The 17,001-nt window shown below is 69.0% G+C and carries 15 protein-coding genes; 9 read left to right on the top strand and 6 right to left on the bottom strand.

Annotation, left to right across the window (positions count from 1 at the left end; all coding sequences use genetic code 11):
* Window positions 1-90 precede the first annotated feature (90 nt).
* Window positions 91-786 (bottom strand): COQ9 family protein, encoded by a 696-nt coding sequence (locus FZ983_RS02140; RefSeq protein WP_149221968.1) that lies wholly within the window; start codon window positions 784-786, stop codon window positions 91-93.
* A gap of 24 nt (window positions 787-810) precedes the next feature.
* A complete protein-coding gene (gene def / locus FZ983_RS02145) occupies window positions 811-1,362 on the bottom strand; it encodes a peptide deformylase (protein WP_149221969.1) in 552 nt (183 codons plus the stop codon).
* Between the two features lie 204 nt (window positions 1,363-1,566).
* On the opposite strand from def, the gene rpsU reads away from it, so the two are divergent.
* From rpsU to FZ983_RS02160, 3 genes are all read left to right on the top strand, one after another.
* Window positions 1,567-1,770, top strand: a complete 204-nt coding sequence (rpsU, locus tag FZ983_RS02150) for a 30S ribosomal protein S21 (protein ID WP_012974546.1) — start codon at window positions 1,567-1,569, stop codon at window positions 1,768-1,770.
* A gap of 205 nt (window positions 1,771-1,975) precedes the next feature.
* Window positions 1,976-2,809 carry a 3-methyl-2-oxobutanoate hydroxymethyltransferase gene (panB, locus tag FZ983_RS02155; protein ID WP_149221970.1) on the top strand — a complete coding sequence of 278 codons (834 nt, stop codon included), beginning with the start codon at window positions 1,976-1,978 and terminating at the stop codon, window positions 2,807-2,809.
* A 55-nt stretch (window positions 2,810-2,864) separates the two neighbouring features.
* Entirely contained in the window at window positions 2,865-5,366 is a 2,502-nt protein-coding gene (locus tag FZ983_RS02160; protein WP_149221971.1) for a ligase-associated DNA damage response DEXH box helicase, read from the top strand.
* 23 nt (window positions 5,367-5,389) lie between these two features.
* Here FZ983_RS02160 and FZ983_RS02165 read toward each other — a convergent pair whose 3' ends face one another.
* Window positions 5,390-5,773, bottom strand: coding sequence for a 2Fe-2S iron-sulfur cluster-binding protein (locus FZ983_RS02165; RefSeq protein ID WP_085089807.1), 384 nt, complete (start codon window positions 5,771-5,773; stop codon window positions 5,390-5,392).
* Between the two features lie 124 nt (window positions 5,774-5,897).
* Here FZ983_RS02165 and pdeM point away from each other — a divergent pair, with 124 nt between their 5' ends.
* From pdeM to FZ983_RS02185, 4 genes are all read left to right on the top strand, one after another.
* Window positions 5,898-6,635: a ligase-associated DNA damage response endonuclease PdeM gene (gene pdeM / locus FZ983_RS02170; RefSeq protein WP_149221972.1), complete on the top strand. Its 738-nt coding sequence runs from the start codon at window positions 5,898-5,900 to the stop codon at window positions 6,633-6,635.
* A 67-nt stretch (window positions 6,636-6,702) separates the two neighbouring features.
* Window positions 6,703-8,184 (top strand): deoxyribodipyrimidine photo-lyase, encoded by a 1,482-nt coding sequence (locus tag FZ983_RS02175; protein ID WP_149221973.1) that lies wholly within the window; start codon window positions 6,703-6,705, stop codon window positions 8,182-8,184.
* Window positions 8,185-8,464: 280 nt separating this feature from the next.
* Complete coding sequence (locus tag FZ983_RS02180; RefSeq protein ID WP_149221974.1) at window positions 8,465-8,935, top strand: Fur family transcriptional regulator; 471 nt, start codon at window positions 8,465-8,467, stop codon at window positions 8,933-8,935.
* Window positions 8,905-10,095, top strand: coding sequence for a GTP-binding protein (locus tag FZ983_RS02185; RefSeq protein ID WP_149221975.1), 1,191 nt, complete (start codon window positions 8,905-8,907; stop codon window positions 10,093-10,095). Before FZ983_RS02180 ends, FZ983_RS02185 begins: the two co-directional genes overlap by 31 nt.
* Before the next feature lie 210 nt (window positions 10,096-10,305).
* On the opposite strand, the gene FZ983_RS02190 is transcribed toward FZ983_RS02185, so the two are convergent.
* The 3 genes from FZ983_RS02190 to FZ983_RS02200 all read right to left on the bottom strand — a co-directional run bounded on the left by FZ983_RS02190 (window position 10,306) and on the right by FZ983_RS02200 (window position 14,778).
* Window positions 10,306-12,267, bottom strand: coding sequence for a M1 family aminopeptidase (locus FZ983_RS02190; RefSeq protein WP_149221976.1), 1,962 nt, complete (start codon window positions 12,265-12,267; stop codon window positions 10,306-10,308).
* A gap of 44 nt (window positions 12,268-12,311) precedes the next feature.
* Window positions 12,312-13,991, bottom strand: a complete 1,680-nt coding sequence (locus tag FZ983_RS02195; RefSeq protein ID WP_149221977.1) for a cache domain-containing protein — start codon at window positions 13,989-13,991, stop codon at window positions 12,312-12,314.
* Between the two features lie 181 nt (window positions 13,992-14,172).
* Entirely contained in the window at window positions 14,173-14,778 is a 606-nt protein-coding gene (locus tag FZ983_RS02200) for a gamma-glutamylcyclotransferase (protein WP_149221978.1), read from the bottom strand.
* Between the two features lie 102 nt (window positions 14,779-14,880).
* On the opposite strand from FZ983_RS02200, the gene FZ983_RS02205 reads away from it, so the two are divergent.
* The gene (locus tag FZ983_RS02205) at window positions 14,881-15,936 is read left to right on the top strand and encodes a DUF2125 domain-containing protein (protein WP_149221979.1); all 1,056 of its coding nucleotides are present in this window, start codon (window positions 14,881-14,883) and stop codon (window positions 15,934-15,936) included.
* A gap of 149 nt (window positions 15,937-16,085) precedes the next feature.
* Complete coding sequence (locus tag FZ983_RS02210; protein WP_149221980.1) at window positions 16,086-16,853, top strand: class II glutamine amidotransferase; 768 nt, start codon at window positions 16,086-16,088, stop codon at window positions 16,851-16,853.
* Window positions 16,854-17,001 lie beyond the last annotated feature (148 nt).

Below are 17,001 nucleotides of genomic sequence, written 5' to 3' on the forward strand. Positions count from 1 at the left end.
GCGCGGCGAGGATTCTCGGGAAAAGCACGCAGTGCATCCCCCTCACCCCGACCCTCTCCCCGGGGGGGAGAGGGAGAGTCACGCATCCCCTCAGATATTCTCCGCCATATGTACCGTCGCGTTGCTGGCCTGGGCGCTGGTGGTGCGCTGGCGCATCTGGCGGGCGAAGCGCAGGGGGTTGGGGAAGAAGTTCAGCATCGAGCCGATCTTGCCGACCGACGAGGTCGCCTTGCCCACCGCCATCACGTCGGCCAGCCGGCGGTCGATGAAGGCGCGGGTCTCCACATGCCCTTCCGACTGGTCGTCCAGCCAGTAGAAGGTGGAGGAACTGACCACCGCCGACAGCAGCGCCCGCTTGGTATAGTGGTTGTAGTCGGTGGAGGTGTCGCCGGCGGCGAACCACATGGCGTCCACCGTGCGGTAGAGCAGCCGCAAGCCGAGCGCCACATTCTGCGGCATGGCCAGATATGACAGCTGCCGGCGCTTGGCCTCGCGGTAGGGCTCCAGCACCTCGAAATAGGTGCGGACGGCGAGGGAGATGCGTTCGCGCACCTTCATCTCGGCGAGCGGCTGGGCCTCCAGCCGGTCGAGCATCTGGCGGTCGGTCCAGTCGGCGAAATGCTCCACCGCGTCGGTCACGCCGCCGGGGAAGGCCCGCAGCAGCGCGGACGGTTCGTGGCCGGCCATCTGGGTGCCGTCGCGCAGGGCCTGCAGGCTCCAGCCGTCGAACACCACATTGGGCAGGCTCGCCACCAGGATATCGTCGCGAAGCTTGTCGATGCTCATGGCCAACTCTCCCTGCGCCCGCCCTCAGGTCCGGGACGGCGCGTCCGTGGCCGCGACGAGCGCGGCGTTGATATGATGCATCTCCTCGGTGCAGACGAGGAGCCGCAGATCGTCCATACGATCAAGATAGAGCACGCCATCCAGGTGGTCGACCTCATGCTGGACCACACGGGCATGGAACCCAGACGCCTCGCGTTCGATGCGGGCGCCGTCCAGGCCGTAACCGCGATAGCGGATGCGCCCGTAGCGCGGCACCAGACCGCGCAGACCCGGTATCGACAGACAACCCTCCCAGCCTAGGATCTTCTCGTCGGACAGCGGCTCGATCACCGGGTTGACTAGGACGGTGTTCGCCACCTCCTCCCCCTCACCTCGGTCGGCGGGGACTCGGAAGACGATGATCCGGCGCGACTCCGATATCTGCGGCGCGGCCAATCCGACTCCGGGGGCATCCAGCATGGTGGCGATCATATCGGCCGCCAGCCGGGCGACGGCAGGATCGGTCGGGTCGGCGATGGGCTCCGCGATCTTACGGAGCACGGGATTGCCCATTCGGGCGATTGGAAGCACTGGCATGCCGCTATATCTGGAGTGTGGATGGGGCTGGAGCAACCGTTTCCTGTGGGTTCCTGCCCGGCTCATGCTTGCGGACAGAAGACACCCCTTCACAAAGGCGATGGGGCGTGCTACACACTGCGCCCACACAAGGGGTGCGCCCGCCGCGCATGCCTATTTGTTGCCTTTGCGCAACATGCTTCACTTGGAAGGGTGACGGTTAACGTGCAAGTTCTGGTCCGAGATAACAACGTCGATCAGGCCCTCCGCGCGCTCAAGAAGAAGATGCAGCGCGAGGGCATTTTCCGTGAAATGAAGCTGCGCCGTAACTACGAGAAGCCCTCGGAGAAGCGCGCGCGTGAGAAGGCTGAAGCGGTGCGTCGCACCCGCAAGCTGCTCCGCAAGCGGATGGAACGCGAGGGCTACTAATCGTCGGTCGCTCTTAGCGACTGCGATGGGCGCGTGTGATGCGCGCCCAAGACCCCTTGTGTCTTGCACCCGACCGTCCCGCGATCTTCGCGTGGGCGGTTTTGGTGTATCTGCGCCATTCTGCGTGGCCCGACTGTGCGCCGGGCAAGCGTATTGAGTGGTCAGCGAGCCATTACGCCGCAGCCAGTACCGGAAAGGCCCGATCATGAGTGCGTCCAACCTCACCGCCCGTCAGTCGGTCCCGGCGCTGCGCGCCCGCAAGGGGGGCGAGCCCATCGTCTGCCTGACCGCCTACACCGCTCCGGTGGCCCGGCTGCTCGATCCGCATGTCGACCTGCTGCTGGTCGGCGACTCGCTGGGCATGGTGGTCTATGGGCTGGACAGCACGCTGCCGGTGACGCTGGACATGATGATCGCCCATGGCGCCGCCGTGGTCCGCGCCTCCGAACGGGCCTGCGTCGTGGTCGACCTGCCCTTCGGCAGCTATCAGGAAAGCAAGGAGGCCGCCTTCCGTGCGTCTGCCCGCGTGATGGCGGAAACCGGCGCCCAGGCGGTCAAGTTGGAAGGCGGGCTGGAGATGGCGGAGACGGTGGCCTTCCTGACCGCCCGCGGCATCCCGGTGATGGGCCATGTCGGGCTGACGCCGCAGTCGGTCAACACGCTCGGCGGCTACAAGGCGGTCGGCCGCGATGCCGAGGCGGCGGAGCGGATCGCCGCCGACGCCCGCGCGATCGCCGAGGCCGGCGCCTTCACCCTGGTGATCGAAGGCACGATGGAGCAACTCGCCCGCCGCATCACCGAAGAGGTGGCGATCCCCACCATCGGCATCGGCGGCTCGCCGGCCTGCGACGGGCAGGTGCTCGTCACCGACGACATGCTCGGCCTGTTCGGCGCCTTCCAGCCGAAATTCGTCAAGCGCTACGCCAATCTGGGCGAGTCGGTGAGCGAAGCCGCCGCGGCCTATGCCGCCGAGGTGCGCAGCCGAACCTTCCCGGGGCCGGAGCATTGCTTCGGCGTGAAGAAGGCGGCAGCGGTTTAACGCCCTCTACTTCGTTCTTCCTCCGTTCCAGGCGATCCGGTAAAGTCCGGCCGCCATGGATGCACCCTCCCCTGCCCTGATCCCGCCCAACGTCGCAGCTTGGTTCCGGTCGCGCGGCTGGGCGCCGCACCCGCATCAGGTCGCCATGGTCGAGGCGGCGGAGCGGGGGGAGAGCGCGCTGCTGATTGCGCCCACCGGCGGCGGCAAGACGCTGGCCGGCTTCCTGCCCTCGCTGATCGAACTGGCGGAACGGCCGCGCGACGGCCTGCACACCCTCTACATCTCACCGCTGAAGGCGCTGACGGTCGATATCCAGCGCAATCTGGAACAGCCCATCGCCGAGATGCGGCTGCCGATCCGGGCGGAAACCCGCACCGGCGACACGCCGGAGGCCAAGCGCAGGCGCCAGCGCACCCATCCGCCGCACATGCTGATGACGACGCCGGAAAGCCTGGCGCTGCTGCTGTCCTACACCGACGCCGACCGGCTGTTCCGCAACCTCCGCTGCGTCATCATCGACGAGTTGCATGCGCTGGCCGGCACCAAGCGCGGCGACCTGCTGGCCCTCGGGCTCGCCCGCCTGTCGCGCCTCGCCCCCGCCGCCCGGCGCGTCGGGCTGTCGGCCACGGTGGCGGAGCCGGAGCGGCTGCTCGCCTGGCTGTCGCGCCGCGGCCGGCATGACGGAAGCGACTCCGACGACGTGCGCCTCGTGCTGGGCCGCTCCGGCGCGCAGGCGGAGGTCGAGATCCTGACCTCGCAGGAGCGGGTGCCCTGGGCCGGTCACATGGCGATGCACGCCATGAAGGAAATCTACGAGCGCGTCCGCCGCCAGCGCACCACCCTGCTGTTCGTCAACACCCGCGCCCAGGCGGAGCTGGTGTTCCAGGCCTTGTGGCGGGTCAATGACGACAATCTACCGATCGCGCTCCACCACGGCTCGCTGGCGGTGGAGCAGCGCCGCAAGGTCGAAGGCGCCATGGCGCGCGGGGAGCTGCGCGCGGTGGTCGCCACCTCCTCGCTCGATCTCGGCATCGACTGGGCGGCGGTCGATCTCGTGGTGCAGATCGGCGCGCCCAAGGGGTCGAGCCGGCTGGTCCAGCGCATCGGCCGCGCCAACCACCGGCTGGACGAGCCCAGCCGCGCCCTGCTGGTCCCCGCCAACCGGTTCGAAGTGCTGGAATGCCGCGCCGCGCTGGAGGCGGTTCACGACCACACGCTGGACGGCGAGGCGCCGCATCCGGGTGGGCTGGATGTGCTGGCCCAACATCTGCTCGGCATGGCCTGCGCCGCCCCCTTCCTGGCGGACGAGCTGTATGAGGAGGTGGTCTCCGCCGCCCCCTATGCCGCGATGACCCGCGACGAGTTCGACGACGTGCTGGATTTCGTCGCCACCGGCGGCTACGCGCTCGGCGCCTATGAACGGTTCCAGCGATTGAGGCTGCGCGAGGACGGGCGGATGTCGGTCTCCGGTCCGGCGGTGGCGCGGCAGTACCGCATGAATGTCGGCACCATCACCCAGGAAGCGTTGCTGCGCGTCCGCATGAACCGCGGCCCGGTGCTGGGCGAGGTGGAGGAGTATTTCATCCAGGGCCTGACCCCCGGTGACACCTTCCTGTTCGCCGGCCAGCTGCTGAAGTTCCTCGGCGTGCGCGAGATGGAGGCGCAGGTCGCCAAGGGCGGCACCGGCGACCCGAAGGTGCCCGCCTATGCCGGCGGGCGGTTGCCGCTGACCACCCATCTGGCCGAGCGCGTGCGCGCCATGCTGGCCGATCCGCGCCGGTGGGACGGGCTGCCGGAGGATGTGCAGGAATGGCTGCGGCTTCAGCGCTACCGCTCGGTCCTGCCCAACCGCGACGGGCTGCTGGTGGAGACCTTCCCCAAGGCCGGCAAGCGCTTCCTCGTCGCCTATGCCTTCGAGGGGCGGAACGCGCACCAGACCTTAGGCATGCTGCTGACCCGCCGGATGGAGCGCTTCGGCCTGGGGCCGCTGGGCTTCGTCGCCACCGACTATGTGCTGGCGGTGTGGTCCTTGCGCTCGCCCACGGACATGGACGCGCTGTTCGACCAGGACATGCTGGGCGACGATCTGGAAGCCTGGATGGACGAATCGTCGATGCTGCGGCGGACCTTCCGCAACGTGGCGCTGATCGCCGGGGTGATCGACCGCCGTCATCCGGGGCAGGAGAAGACCGGTCGGCAGGTCACCTTCTCCTCCGACCTGATCTATGACGTGCTGCGCAAGCACGACCCCGGCCATGTGCTGCTGCGGGCGACGCGGGCCGATGCGGCCGGCGGGCTGACCGACATCCGCCGCCTGTCCGATTTCCTGGCGCGGGTGCGCGGGCGCATCACCCACAAGGACCTCGACCGCATCTCCCCGCTGGCGGTGCCGGTGATCCTGGAGATCGGGCGCGAGCGGGTGGACGGCAGCGCCACCGACGAACTGCTCGCCGCCGCCGAAGCCGAATTGCTCGCCGAGGCGATGCCGGAACTGGCTGCGCCTCGGCCTGCGAAATCGGACACGGGGCGCCCGCAGCAGGGACGGTTGTCGTTGTGACACCGCCCCATGCCGCTCGCAGGTTACTTGCGCAGTTCCGGTTCCACTCCCGGCTCGCCGCTGAACTCGACAAGAATGGTCTCGTCACGGACGATGAACTGGCAGGCCAAACGGTAGGGCGGCGGGCGGTGGGCGTTCTCGGCCGCCTCCAACAGGTCCCTGTTCAGCTTGCCGTTGACGGACAGGGTGACTTTCTCCTTTTCGGTCAGATCGATGGCCATCGGAGTCTTTCCGTCCAGATAGGTCACCTTGACGAGGCAGGATCCGCACTCCCCGTCCTGGCACTGGAACGGGATCGGGATGTCGTGCTTCTTCGCCAGCGCCAGCAGAGTGCCGGTATCGCCGGCGACCGCGTAGACGGTCATGTCCTTGGGCATGTTCAGGCCGGTGAAGGTCACTGTGGCCATGGGTATCCTCCGGGTATGGTTGTCATCCGCCATGCCTCCACGACGGCGGCCCGTCCGGCTGCAAACATCATGCCCATAGAAATTTCATGGATATTGGCCATTTTCGATGATCGCCGGTAAACGAATGTTGTCACCTTCCTCCCAAGCTCAGGGCTCTGCCTGTCAGGGCGACGACAGCCGCGCCGCCCTGACCCTCCGCGGCGCCGATCTGCTGGCCGACGCGTCGGGGGCTCTGCTGTGGCCTGCCGAGAGCATTCTCGCCGTCGCCGACCTCCATCTGGAAAAAGGGTCCGCCTTCGCCGCGCGCGGCCGGATGCTGCCTCCATACGACACGCGGGCGACGCTCGACCGGCTGGCCGAGTTGATCGCGCGAGAGCGGCCGGTGCGCGTGCTGTGCCTGGGCGACAGTTTCCACGACCGCCGCGCGGCGGAGCGGATGGACCCGGCCGACGTGGAGCGGCTGCGCGGCCTGACAGCCGCCGTCGCCGATTGGGTGTGGATCACCGGCAACCACGACCCCGAACCGCCGCAGGGTCTCGGCGGCCGGGTGGCGGCGGAACTGTCACTCGGCCCGCTCACCTTCCGGCACGAGGCGCAGCCGGGCGCGGTGGGGGAACTGTCGGGCCACCTGCACCCCGCTGCCGCGCTGGCGCTGGCCGGGCGGCGGGTGCGCGAGCGCTGCTTCGCCCATGACGGCGCCAAGCTGATCCTGCCGGCGTTCGGCAGCTTCACCGGCGGGCTGAACGTGCTGGATCCCGCCTTCGACGGGCTGCTGGCGCGGCAATTCGAGGTGCTGATGACGGTGCGCGGCCGGGTCTACCGCTTCCCCTGCGCCCGTTTGTCGCCGGACCGCGCGCGCTGACCCGCTGGCCGAAGCGTGAGCGCGGCCTATATCGGTTGGTCCGGAGTAGACCAACCGAGCGCCGTGCATGTCCGCCCCCATCATCGTCTGGTTCCGCAACGACCTCCGTCTGGCCGACAACCCGGCGCTGACGGCGGCCGCCCAGGCCTCCGCCGAGCGCGGCGCGCCGGTCATCCCGCTCTACATCCTGGAGGAGGAAACCGGCGATCCCCCTTGCGATCCATGGACGCTCGGCGGGGCGCAACGCTGGTGGCTGCACGGCAGCCTGGAACGGCTCGCCACCTGCTGCGCCCGCCATGGCTCGCCGCTGGTGCTGCGCCGGGGCGAGCCGGGGGCGGTGCTCGACGCGCTGATCGCTGAGACGGGGGCGGAGTGCGTGCTGTGGAACCGCCGCTACACCCCCGCCCAGACCGCCCGCGATACCGCGATCAAGGAGCGGCTGAAGGCGCGCGGCGTCGATGCCCGCAGCTTCAACGCCGGCCTGCTGGCCGAACCCTGGACCGTGCGCAACAAGAGCGGCGGTCCCTTCAAGGTCTTCACCCCCTTCTGGCGTCACCTGTCGGCCACACTGAACCCGCCGCTGCCCACCCGCGCACCCTCCGCCCTGAAGGCACCGGACAAGGCGCCGGCCAGCGATTCGCTCGACGCTTGGGATCTGCTGCCGGTCAAACCGGATTGGGCTCCCGGCCTGCGCAAGCGCTGGGTGCCGGGAGAGACGGCGGCGCTGTCCCACCTCGCCGATTTCCTCGATGGGCCGGTCGGGGTCTATGCGACGGAGCGCGATCGGCCGGACCGCCCCGGCACCTCCGCCCTGTCGCCCCATCTCGCCTTCGGGGAGATCGGGCCGCGGCAGGTCTGGCACGCCGCCCGCCATGCCGCCGACGCCCGGCCGGAGCTGGCGCCCGGCATCGACGCTTTCCTGCGCGAAATCGGCTGGCGCGAGTTCCAGTATCATCTGCTCCACCATGCGCCGGAACTGCCCGACCGCCCGCTTGATCCGCGCTTCGCCGATTTCCCCTGGCGCGAGGATGCCGCCGGATTGCGGGCCTGGCAGCGCGGGCGCACCGGCTACCCCATCGTCGATGCCGGCATGCGCCAGCTGTGGGAGACCGGCTGGATGCACAACCGGGTGCGGATGATCGTCGCCTCCTTCCTGGTCAAGGATCTGCTGCTGCCCTGGCAGGAAGGGGAGCGCTGGTTCTGGGACACGCTGGTCGATGCCGATCTGGCCCAGAATGCCGGCAACTGGCAATGGGTGGCGGGATGCGGCGCCGATGCCGCCCCCTTCTTCCGGGTCTTCAATCCGGTCCTGCAAGGCGAGAAGTTCGATCCGCAAGGCGATTACGTCCGGCGTTACGTCCCCGAACTGGACCGGCTGCCGCCGCGCTGGATCCACCAGCCCTGGGCCGCCCCGACCGAGGTGCTGCGGCAGGCGGGCGTCCGGCTGGGCGACGACTACCCGCGGCCGATCCTCGACCATGGCGCCGCCCGCGACCGTGCGCTGGCCCTCTACAACGAGCGCAAGCGGCGGATCGAGCCGGCGTCCTGACCGTCATCTTCACCGAAGCGTCACCGCCATGCCCGCAAACGGTCACGCCCGGCCGTTATTGTGCCTCCAGCGGCCCGGTGCGGCCGCCCTGTCCCGCCCAGCCTTCCGGGTCAGAAGCGATAAGGACGCCGGCCGCTCCGCCGCGGTCGATGCATGTCCAGGCTTGCAAAGAGCCCGGCCCCAAAAAGAACAACCGCCACTCGGGAAGGCGGCCCCAGCCGCGGGGCCGCCTTTTCCATGCGCGTTGCGTCGTGGGTCGCAATGTTATAAAGTAACACACATGTCCGCACTTCACGACCATACCCACTGCATCGCCGATGCGCTGACCCGTGCCGACGCCCTGTGCACCGAACGGGGGGCGCGGCTGACCGCGCTGCGCCGCCGCGTGCTGGAGCTGGTGTGGTCCAGCCACCGGCCGCGCGGCGCCTATGCGATCCTGGAAGACCTCAGCCAGCAGGACGGCAAGGCGGCTGCGCCGCTGACCGTCTACCGCGCGTTGGAATTCCTGGTCGAGCAGGGGTTGGTCCACCGCATCGAATCGCTGAACGCCTATGTCGGCTGCGCAGCACCGGGGGCCGCCCATTCCGGGCAGTTCCTGGTGTGCGATGGCTGCGGCGATGCGGCCGAGATCGACGACCCAGGGGTCGGCTCGGCGATCGTCGCCGCGGCGGCCGAGCGCGGCTTCCATGTCCAGCGCCCCACCGTCGAGGTGCGCGGCCTGTGCAAATCCTGTCAGGAGAAACCCCGTTGAGCGCTCCCGCCGCCTCTCCCGCCCGCCTTCCCGTCTCGGTGCTGACCGGCTTCCTCGGCAGCGGCAAGACCACCCTGCTGCAGGCGCTGCTGCGCAACCCGGCCATGGCGCGCACCGCCATCGTCATCAACGAGTTCGGAGAGGTCGGGCTGGACCATCTGCTGGTCGCCAAGGCGTCGGAGAACATGGTGCTGATGGACAGCGGCTGCCTGTGCTGCACCATCCGCGGCGATCTGGTGGACACGTTGCGCGACCTGTTCCTGAAGCGGGTGAAGGGCGAGATCCCCGATTTCGACCGGGTGGTGGTGGAGACGACCGGGCTGGCCGATCCCGCACCCATCATCCACACCCTGATGTCGGACCCGCTGCTGGCCGCCCGTTTCCGCCTGGACGGGGTGATCGCCACGGTGGACGCGGCGCACGGCTCCCTCCAGCTCGACCGCCAGCCGGAAAGCGTCAAGCAGGCCGCCGTCGCCGACCGCATCGTTCTGACCAAGACCGACGTCGCCACCCCTGCGGCGACGGCCGCCCTGATGCAGCGCCTCGCCGCCATCAACCCGGCCGCCCCGGTCCTGCCCGCCGCCCATGGCGAAATCGACCCGAAGCGGCTGTTCGACGCCGGGCTCTACAATCCCGAGACAAAGAGCCCCGACGTCGCCCGCTGGCTGCGCGAGGAGTCCTATCGCGACGAACAGGCCAAGGCGCACGGGCATGAGCACCATGACCACGATCATGGGCACGAGCACGGGCACGAACATGATCATCATGATCATGGCGAGCATGACCATGGCGATCATTGCGGTCCCGACTGCGGCCATGACCACCATCACCACGACGCCAACCGCCATGACGACCATATCCGCGCCTTCTGCATGGTGATCGACCGGCCGATCCCGTGGAACGGCTTCGTCGACTTCATGGAGGCGCTGATCGCCCAGGCCGGCGAGAACCTGCTGCGGGTGAAGGGTCTGCTGAACGTTCAGGAAAGCGAGCTGCCCGTGGTCGTCCACGGCGTCCAGCACATGTTCCACCCGCCCGTCCGCCTGGAGGACTGGCCCAGCGACGACCACCGTACCAAGCTGGTCTTCATCACCCGCGACGTCGGCCAGTCGGTGATCGAGCCGCTGTTCAACGGGCTGGTCTGGGGTGAGGGGAAGTAGAGGCGGTCCTCTTACTTGCCTACGTCAGACCCCCACCTATCCTCCCCCGCTGGGCGGGGGAGGGACTGCCGCAGCCTTTCCAAACAAGCACTTACCCCCTCCCCCGCCCAGCTCTCGCACAAAGCTGCGCTTTGTGCTGACGCGACAGGCGGACCGTAGGTCCGCTGAGAGCAGGGGAGGGTTGGGGTGGGGGCACTCGAAGCCGACGCCTCACCGCCCCACCACCCGCCGCAGCGGGCTGTCGCCGACCGCCCACACCCCGCGGTCCACAGCCTTCGCTCCCTCGAACACCAACCAGCTCTGCCGTCCATAATGCGGCAGCGGCCGGACCAGCGCCTGCAGTGCCGCAGCGTCCGAGCCCGACACCACCAGCGCCGTCCGCCCGTCGGCCGCGCGCGGCACCCACACCCGCGCACTGCCGCGCCCGGCCAGTTCCGCCGGCACCGGCCCCAATCCGCGCCTCTCCAGTTCCCACGCCACCGCCGCGTCGGTCCCGACCAGCAACACCGGTGCAGTGCCTCCGCCGCTCTCCCTCCCCGCGCCGTCCATCAACCGGCCGGCCAGCGCCCGCGCCGCCTCTGCCGCGTCGCCATCGGCGGCGATCACCCGCTCGGCAGCGGGGCGCAGGGTGACGTCGCGCAGGATCGGCGGCGCCTCGCCCGGAGCCAAACGGCGGAACAGGTCGAAATCGGGATCGACGGACACCACCCGCACCGCCGCACCGGCCGGCACGCGCAGTGTCGCCTCCTTCGCGTCGAAACGGACACTGCGCTCCTCCACCCCCGCCGCCGTCTCCAGCCGCACCGGCACGGTCAGGGCATAGGGCTTGTCGGCCTCCTGCCGCAGCGTCAGCAGCACGCCGTCACCATCGGCACGGGCATCGACAAGCGTCAGCAACGGCGCTCCCCGCCGCTCCAGCCATTGCGCGAACAGCCCGCCGAGATCGCGGCCGGACGCCGCCTCGAAGGCGCGGCGCAGGTCGGACCAGCCGGCATCGCGGAAGGCGTGGTCGCTCCAGAAGCGCCGGATGCCGGCGTCGAAGGCGTCACGGCCGATCTCCGCCTCCAGCATGTGGAACAGCATCGCCGCCTTGCCGTAGCCGACGATCTGCGCGGCGTCATGCGTCTTCGACAGGAATTCCGTCAGCGGGCGGTCGCGCTCGGCCGGCAGGGCGGCATAGTCGCGCAACCAGTCCAGCCGCATCGCCCGCGCCGCGTCGGCGCCGCGGTGGCGTGCGGCGGCGTAATCGGCCATGTAGGTGGTCAGCCCTTCCGCCCAGTTGCCGCCGCTCCCCACGCGCACGCCGTTGCCCCACCAGTTGTGCATGATCTCGTGGGTCAGCGACTGGCTGCGGATGAAGGGAAGCGGCAGAACGGAACGGCCGATGGCGGTCAGCCCCGGAAAGCCCAGCCCCACCGGAGGCGGAACCGACACGATGCTGAAGCCGTCGAAGGGATAGGCGCCGATGCGGGCGGCACCGGCGGCGATCGCCTGCTCCGACAGGGCGAGATAGCCGTCGGCCAGCCCGGTCTGCTCCGGATGGCGGTAGAGCCGCAGGCGCAGGGCCCCGGCCATCCGCTCCTCCACCGTCCATGGGCCGGCGAAGACGGACGGCTCCTCCACGCTGCGGGTTTCCTCGAACACCGCGCGGTAGCCGGTGGCGTCGCGCCCCTCCTCCACCAGCCGGCCGGTGGCGATTGCGACGTAGGGTGCCGGCACCCGCACCGACAGCCGCCAGCTGGGCGGCTCGTCCCCATCGGCTACCAGGTCGGGTAGCCAGCCGCCCTGCCCCGGCAGGAAGGCGCCCTCCCGGTCCAACGCCACCCCGGTCCCGGCGGTGAAGCCCGGTAGCCGCCCGCCATAGCGGAAGGTCACCTGTCCGCCTCCCTCCGGCACCACCAGCCGCAGCCGGTTACTGCGCCGGTCGGCGGGAACAACGCGGTCGCCCACCCGCACCTCGTGCAGGGTCAGGGCGGGGTCGAGCTGCAGCGACTGCGCCCCGGCCGGCAGATTCAGCCGGTCCACCACCTCCAGCACGCCGGCGGCAGGGTCGAGCGTCAGGTCGACGTCGTGGTGAAGCGGTGCGGCGCCGGCCGGGGCGACCACGCCCAGGACCAGCGCCGCCCCCGCCAGGGCCCCAAGGACTGGGGCCCGGATGCGCAGGGTCGTCATGCCCCTCAAGATGGGCCGTGGACGACCGCTGCGCCAGCGCTGCCTTACGCGGCGCGGATGCTTGCCAGGAAGCCGTCGACTTCGCCGCGCAGCCGGTCGGCGACGCTGGTCAGCCGGCCGGATTCGCCCAGCATCTCGTCGGCCTTGGTGCCGGCGTCGGTCGTCGCCTCGCTGGCCACCGCGACGTTGGCGGAGACCGCCTGCGCACCTTGCGCCGCCTGATGGACGTTGGCGGAAATGTCGCGCGTCGCCGCCCCCTGCTGTTCCACCGCGGCGGCGATGGCGCTGGAGATGCTGGTCATCTCGCCGATGACATGGCCGATGTCGCGGATCGCCACCACCGCCACGTTGGTCGCCTGCTGGATTTCCGCGATCTTCCTCTGGATGTCCTCGGTGGCGCGGGCGGTCTGGTTGGCCAGCCCCTTCACCTCGCTTGCCACGACGGCGAAGCCCTTGCCATGCTCGCCGGCACGCGCGGCCTCGATGGTGGCGTTCAGCGCCAGCAGGTTGGTCTGCCCGGCGATAGAATTGATGAGGTTCACCACCTCGCCCACCTCGTTGGCGGCACGGACCAGCCCGTTCATCACCTCGTTGGTCTTGGTCGCCTCGGCGACCGCTTGGTTCGCCACATCGTTGGAGGCGCTGACCTGCCGGCCGATCTCGCCGATGGAGCTGGACAGTTCCTCGGTCGCGCCGGCGACGGTGTTGACGCTGACCGCCGCCTCTTCCGCGGCCTGGGCGGCGGCCGTGCTGCGGGTCGTCGCGGTGGCGGTGCTGGACGTCAGCGCCTGGGCGGTCTGGCGCATGGTTCCGGCCGACGCCGTCACCTGCCGCACCACCTCGCCGATCGACCGCTCGAAGCCGTCGGCCAGCTTCGACAGCAGGGCGACCCGTTCCGCCTCCGCCTTCACGCGCATCTCCTCCTGCTCGGCGCGCAGCCGGCGGTTCTCCAGCCCACGCTCCTTGAAGATGCCGACCGTCACCGCGATTTGCCCGATCTCGTCGCGCCGCCCGCCGTCGGTGACCTCCACGTCCAGGTCGTCGTTGGCCAGCCGGCGCATCGCCGCGGTCAGCCGCGACAAGGGCTGCGTGATCGACCGGGCGATCCATAGCGACAACAGCAGCGCACCGACCCCCAGTACGCCGCCGAACAGAGCGGCCTCGATCGCATGGCGGCGGAAATCGGCCTCGATGTTGTCGATATAGACGCCGGTGCCGACCACCCACTTCCAGCCAGGCGTCATCTGCGCATAGGCGATCTTTGGGCTGGGCACCGTCTGCCCTGCCTTGGGCCAGGAATAGGAGACGTAGCCGCCGCCCCTGCTGGCTTGCTCCACCAGAAGCTGCGCGAAGGGAACGCCGTTCGGGTCTTTGAACCCTCCGAGATTCTGTCCTTCGATCTGCGGCTGCCCGCCGTGGACTTCGATACGCGAGTCCAAGTCTGTGACGAACAGATATTCGTCTCCATCGTACCGCATCGCGCGGATTGCGTTCCGCGCCGCGAGGCGGGCGGCGTCCAAGGACATCTCCCCCTTGGCTGCACGCATCTCGAAGTCTTTGATCGTACCGATCGCCACCTCGACGATGGACTGAACCCTTTCCCGGCTTGTTTCCTCTTGGGTATCACGAAGAGAAGATAGAAGGATCGTTGCGATACCAATGATTGCGCAGAGCATGACTGCGGATATGGTGAGGAACTTTTTTCTTATGCTGATGTTTCGCATTCAAACGACCTCCCGGATAGACAGTTCGAAGTCTATGGATTCGGTTGGTCAGTGTCAAAACCGTACAATTCAGACACAATGCGCGGACAAAGTTCGTCGCCACATTACAAGACGACACAAAGTTCGGAGCAAATGATCACATTTGCCACAAAGACTCGACAGGGCGTTGTTCGGTCATAGATCAACCCGGATAACGCCGCACCAAATCATACAACTTTGACAACCTTTCATCGCGAATCCCTAGTTCGTCCAGATGTCGGACTGTGTTCGCGAGGTAATCGACGTTGGGTCCGCGCTGGCCGCAGCAGCCGGCGATGCGACAAACGACCGCAGCCTCGTCCATGCCTTTACAATATTGGGGATGGCTGCGGTCGACGACGAAGCAGCAGGCGCGCACCGTCTCCAACCCCTCGGCCGAGCGGCCACCGCGCAGGCGCACCTGCAGCATCTTCGGCAGATAGACGCGGTTGTCCATCTCCCGCTCCCACAGATAGTCGAGCGCCACGGGCACGTCCGCCGCCGCCACCCGGAAGACGATGCCGCGGCAGGAGCCGCCACGGTCGAGCCCCAGCACCAGCCCCGGCCGCTCCGGCGTGCCGCGGTAGCGGTGGGAGGCGACGCAGAAGCTGCGGTGATAGCCCGGCAGCGTCGCCGCATGCCGCTCGGCAAAGGGAAAGCCGGGGTTCCACATCAGGGAGCCATAGCCGAACACCCAGAGGTCGCTGCCGGGTTCGACCGCGATGTCGGCGGACCAGGCGGGACGCGGAAGCTGCGAATCGGGAGCCATTGAGAATGAAAGATGTCCGGGGGCGAATCGGCGATGCCCAAACCTAGCATGCGCCTTCCGGGCTCGCTATAAGGGTACGGAGATGGAACGGACATGCCACCGATGCGACCCACCGCCACCACTTCCGCGCCGCGCCGCCTGCTGACCGGGCGCAGGATCGCCATAATTCTGCTGCTGATGGTCCTGCTGCTGCCGGCCGTCGTCTATACCCTGTGGTGGTGGCAGGCGGCCCGCGCCGTGCGCAGCGGCTTGGAGGACTGGGTCACCGCACAGCGCGACAACGGGGCGGTGGTGGAACATGGCGGGCTGACCGTCGGCGGCTTTCCCTTCGCCCTGCGGGCCGAGTTGGAGACGCCGCATCTGGCCACCCGCGGCGCCGAATGGCAGGGCACGCGCCTGGTGGCGGAGGCGGCTCCCTGGAACCCCACCCAGATCGCCCTTACCCTTTCCGGCGAACAGCGCCTGTCGGTGGTGCAGCCCGGCCAGCCGGCGATCGACATCCTGGCCCCGCAGGGCGGCAGCGGCGACGTGACCATGCGGATGTCGGGCACGCTGGAGCGGCTGGCCCTGCGCTTCACCGGTCTGACCGCGCAGGTTGCCGGACAGGCGGTGCCGGTCGCAGCATTGGATATCGCCGCCGCTCAGCCGGACCAGCCGCCGGCCGAACGAACCACCGCCGGCCTGACGCTGACCCTGTCCGCCGACGGCCTGACCCTTCCCGACGACTTGCTGCCCACGCTGGGCCGCGAGGTGAAGCGGACGGAGCTGACCTTGCGCGTCATGGGCACCCCGCCCCGCCCCGAACCGGCCAGCCTGTCGGCCTGGAGCCGCGACGGCGGCACGGTGGAGGTCGATCGGCTGGCGCTGGACTGGGGACCGCTGGGAGCGGTGCTGTCCGGCACGCTGGCGTTGGACACGCAGTTGCAGCCGCAGGCGGCGCTGACCGCCGAAATCCGCGGAGCGCCGGCGATCCTCGACGCGGTGAAGCCGATGATGCGCCCGAACGAGGCCGCCATCGCCCGCACCGTCCTGACCATGCTGGCCCGCCCGACCGGCCCGAACGGCGAGCCGGTGGTCACCGCCCCCGTTACCGTGCAGGACCGCGCCCTGTTCGTCGGCCCGTTGCGCGTCGCCGCCTTGCCCAGGGTCGTCTGGTGACAAAAGCGGGGCACGCCCGCGCCGAACCGGCGGAAATGCAACACCCGACGGGCGGCGTGACGGTTCCGTGACTCCGCCCCCTTGTTTCACACCCCGCATCGGGTCAAATTGACGCAGTTCCTGTCGCGGCTGCCATGGTGCGTCGGTCGATGTGTCGGTTCCTTGCCTATTGTGGCGAACCTGTGTTCCTGGAAACGCTGGTCTGCACGCCCTGCCATTCCCTGATCGAACAGTCCATGCACGCCGCCGAGGCGAAGACCGAGACCAACGGCGACGGTTTCGGCGTCGGCTGGTACAGCGAGCGGACCGAGCCCGGCCGCTATTGCGAGATCCGCCCGGCCTGGTCGGACGAAAACCTGCAGTCGATCTGCAGCCATGTCCGCTCCCACCTGTTCTTCGCCCATGTCCGGGCCGCCACCGGCACGGCGGTGAGCCGGGCCAACTGCCACCCCTTCAAGGCCGGGCGCTTCCTGTTCATGCACAATGGGCAAGTGGGCGACTGGCCCCGCCTGCGCCGCAAGGTGGAGGCGATGATCCCGGACGAGCTGTACGGCGTCCGCACCGGCACCACCGACAGCGAGGCGATCTTCCTCGCCGCCCTCGGCCAGGGGTTGGAGCGGGATTCGGTCGGCGCCTTCCAACGCGTCCTGCACGCCATCCGCGACGAGATGCGGGCGCTGCACATCACCTCTCCCCTGCGTTTCACCGCGACCTGGACCGACGGCGAGCGGGTGTGGGCCGTGCGCTGGGCATCGGACGACAAACCGCCCAGCCTGTACTGGCGGCGCGGCGACAACGGCCTGATCGTGGTGTCGGAGCCGGTTGATTCCCAGCGGGACCAATGGCGCCCGGTCCCGCCCGGCGGCGGGCTGGTCGCACGCATCGGCGCGGCACCGGAGATGTTCACGTTTCATTGAGGGGGGTGGTTCCTTGCAGGCTTAGACCCCCACCTATCCTCCCCCGCTGGGCGGGGGAGGGATTGGACCTTTGTCGGCGCTCAGCGGCAGTCTCCTCCCCCGCCCAGCGGGGGAGGATTAAGGTGGGGGTCTAACGTCGCAAGGCTCC

It is taken from the genome of Azospirillum sp. B21 (genome assembly GCF_008364825.1).
Taxonomy (GTDB): domain Bacteria; phylum Pseudomonadota; class Alphaproteobacteria; order Azospirillales; family Azospirillaceae; genus Azospirillum.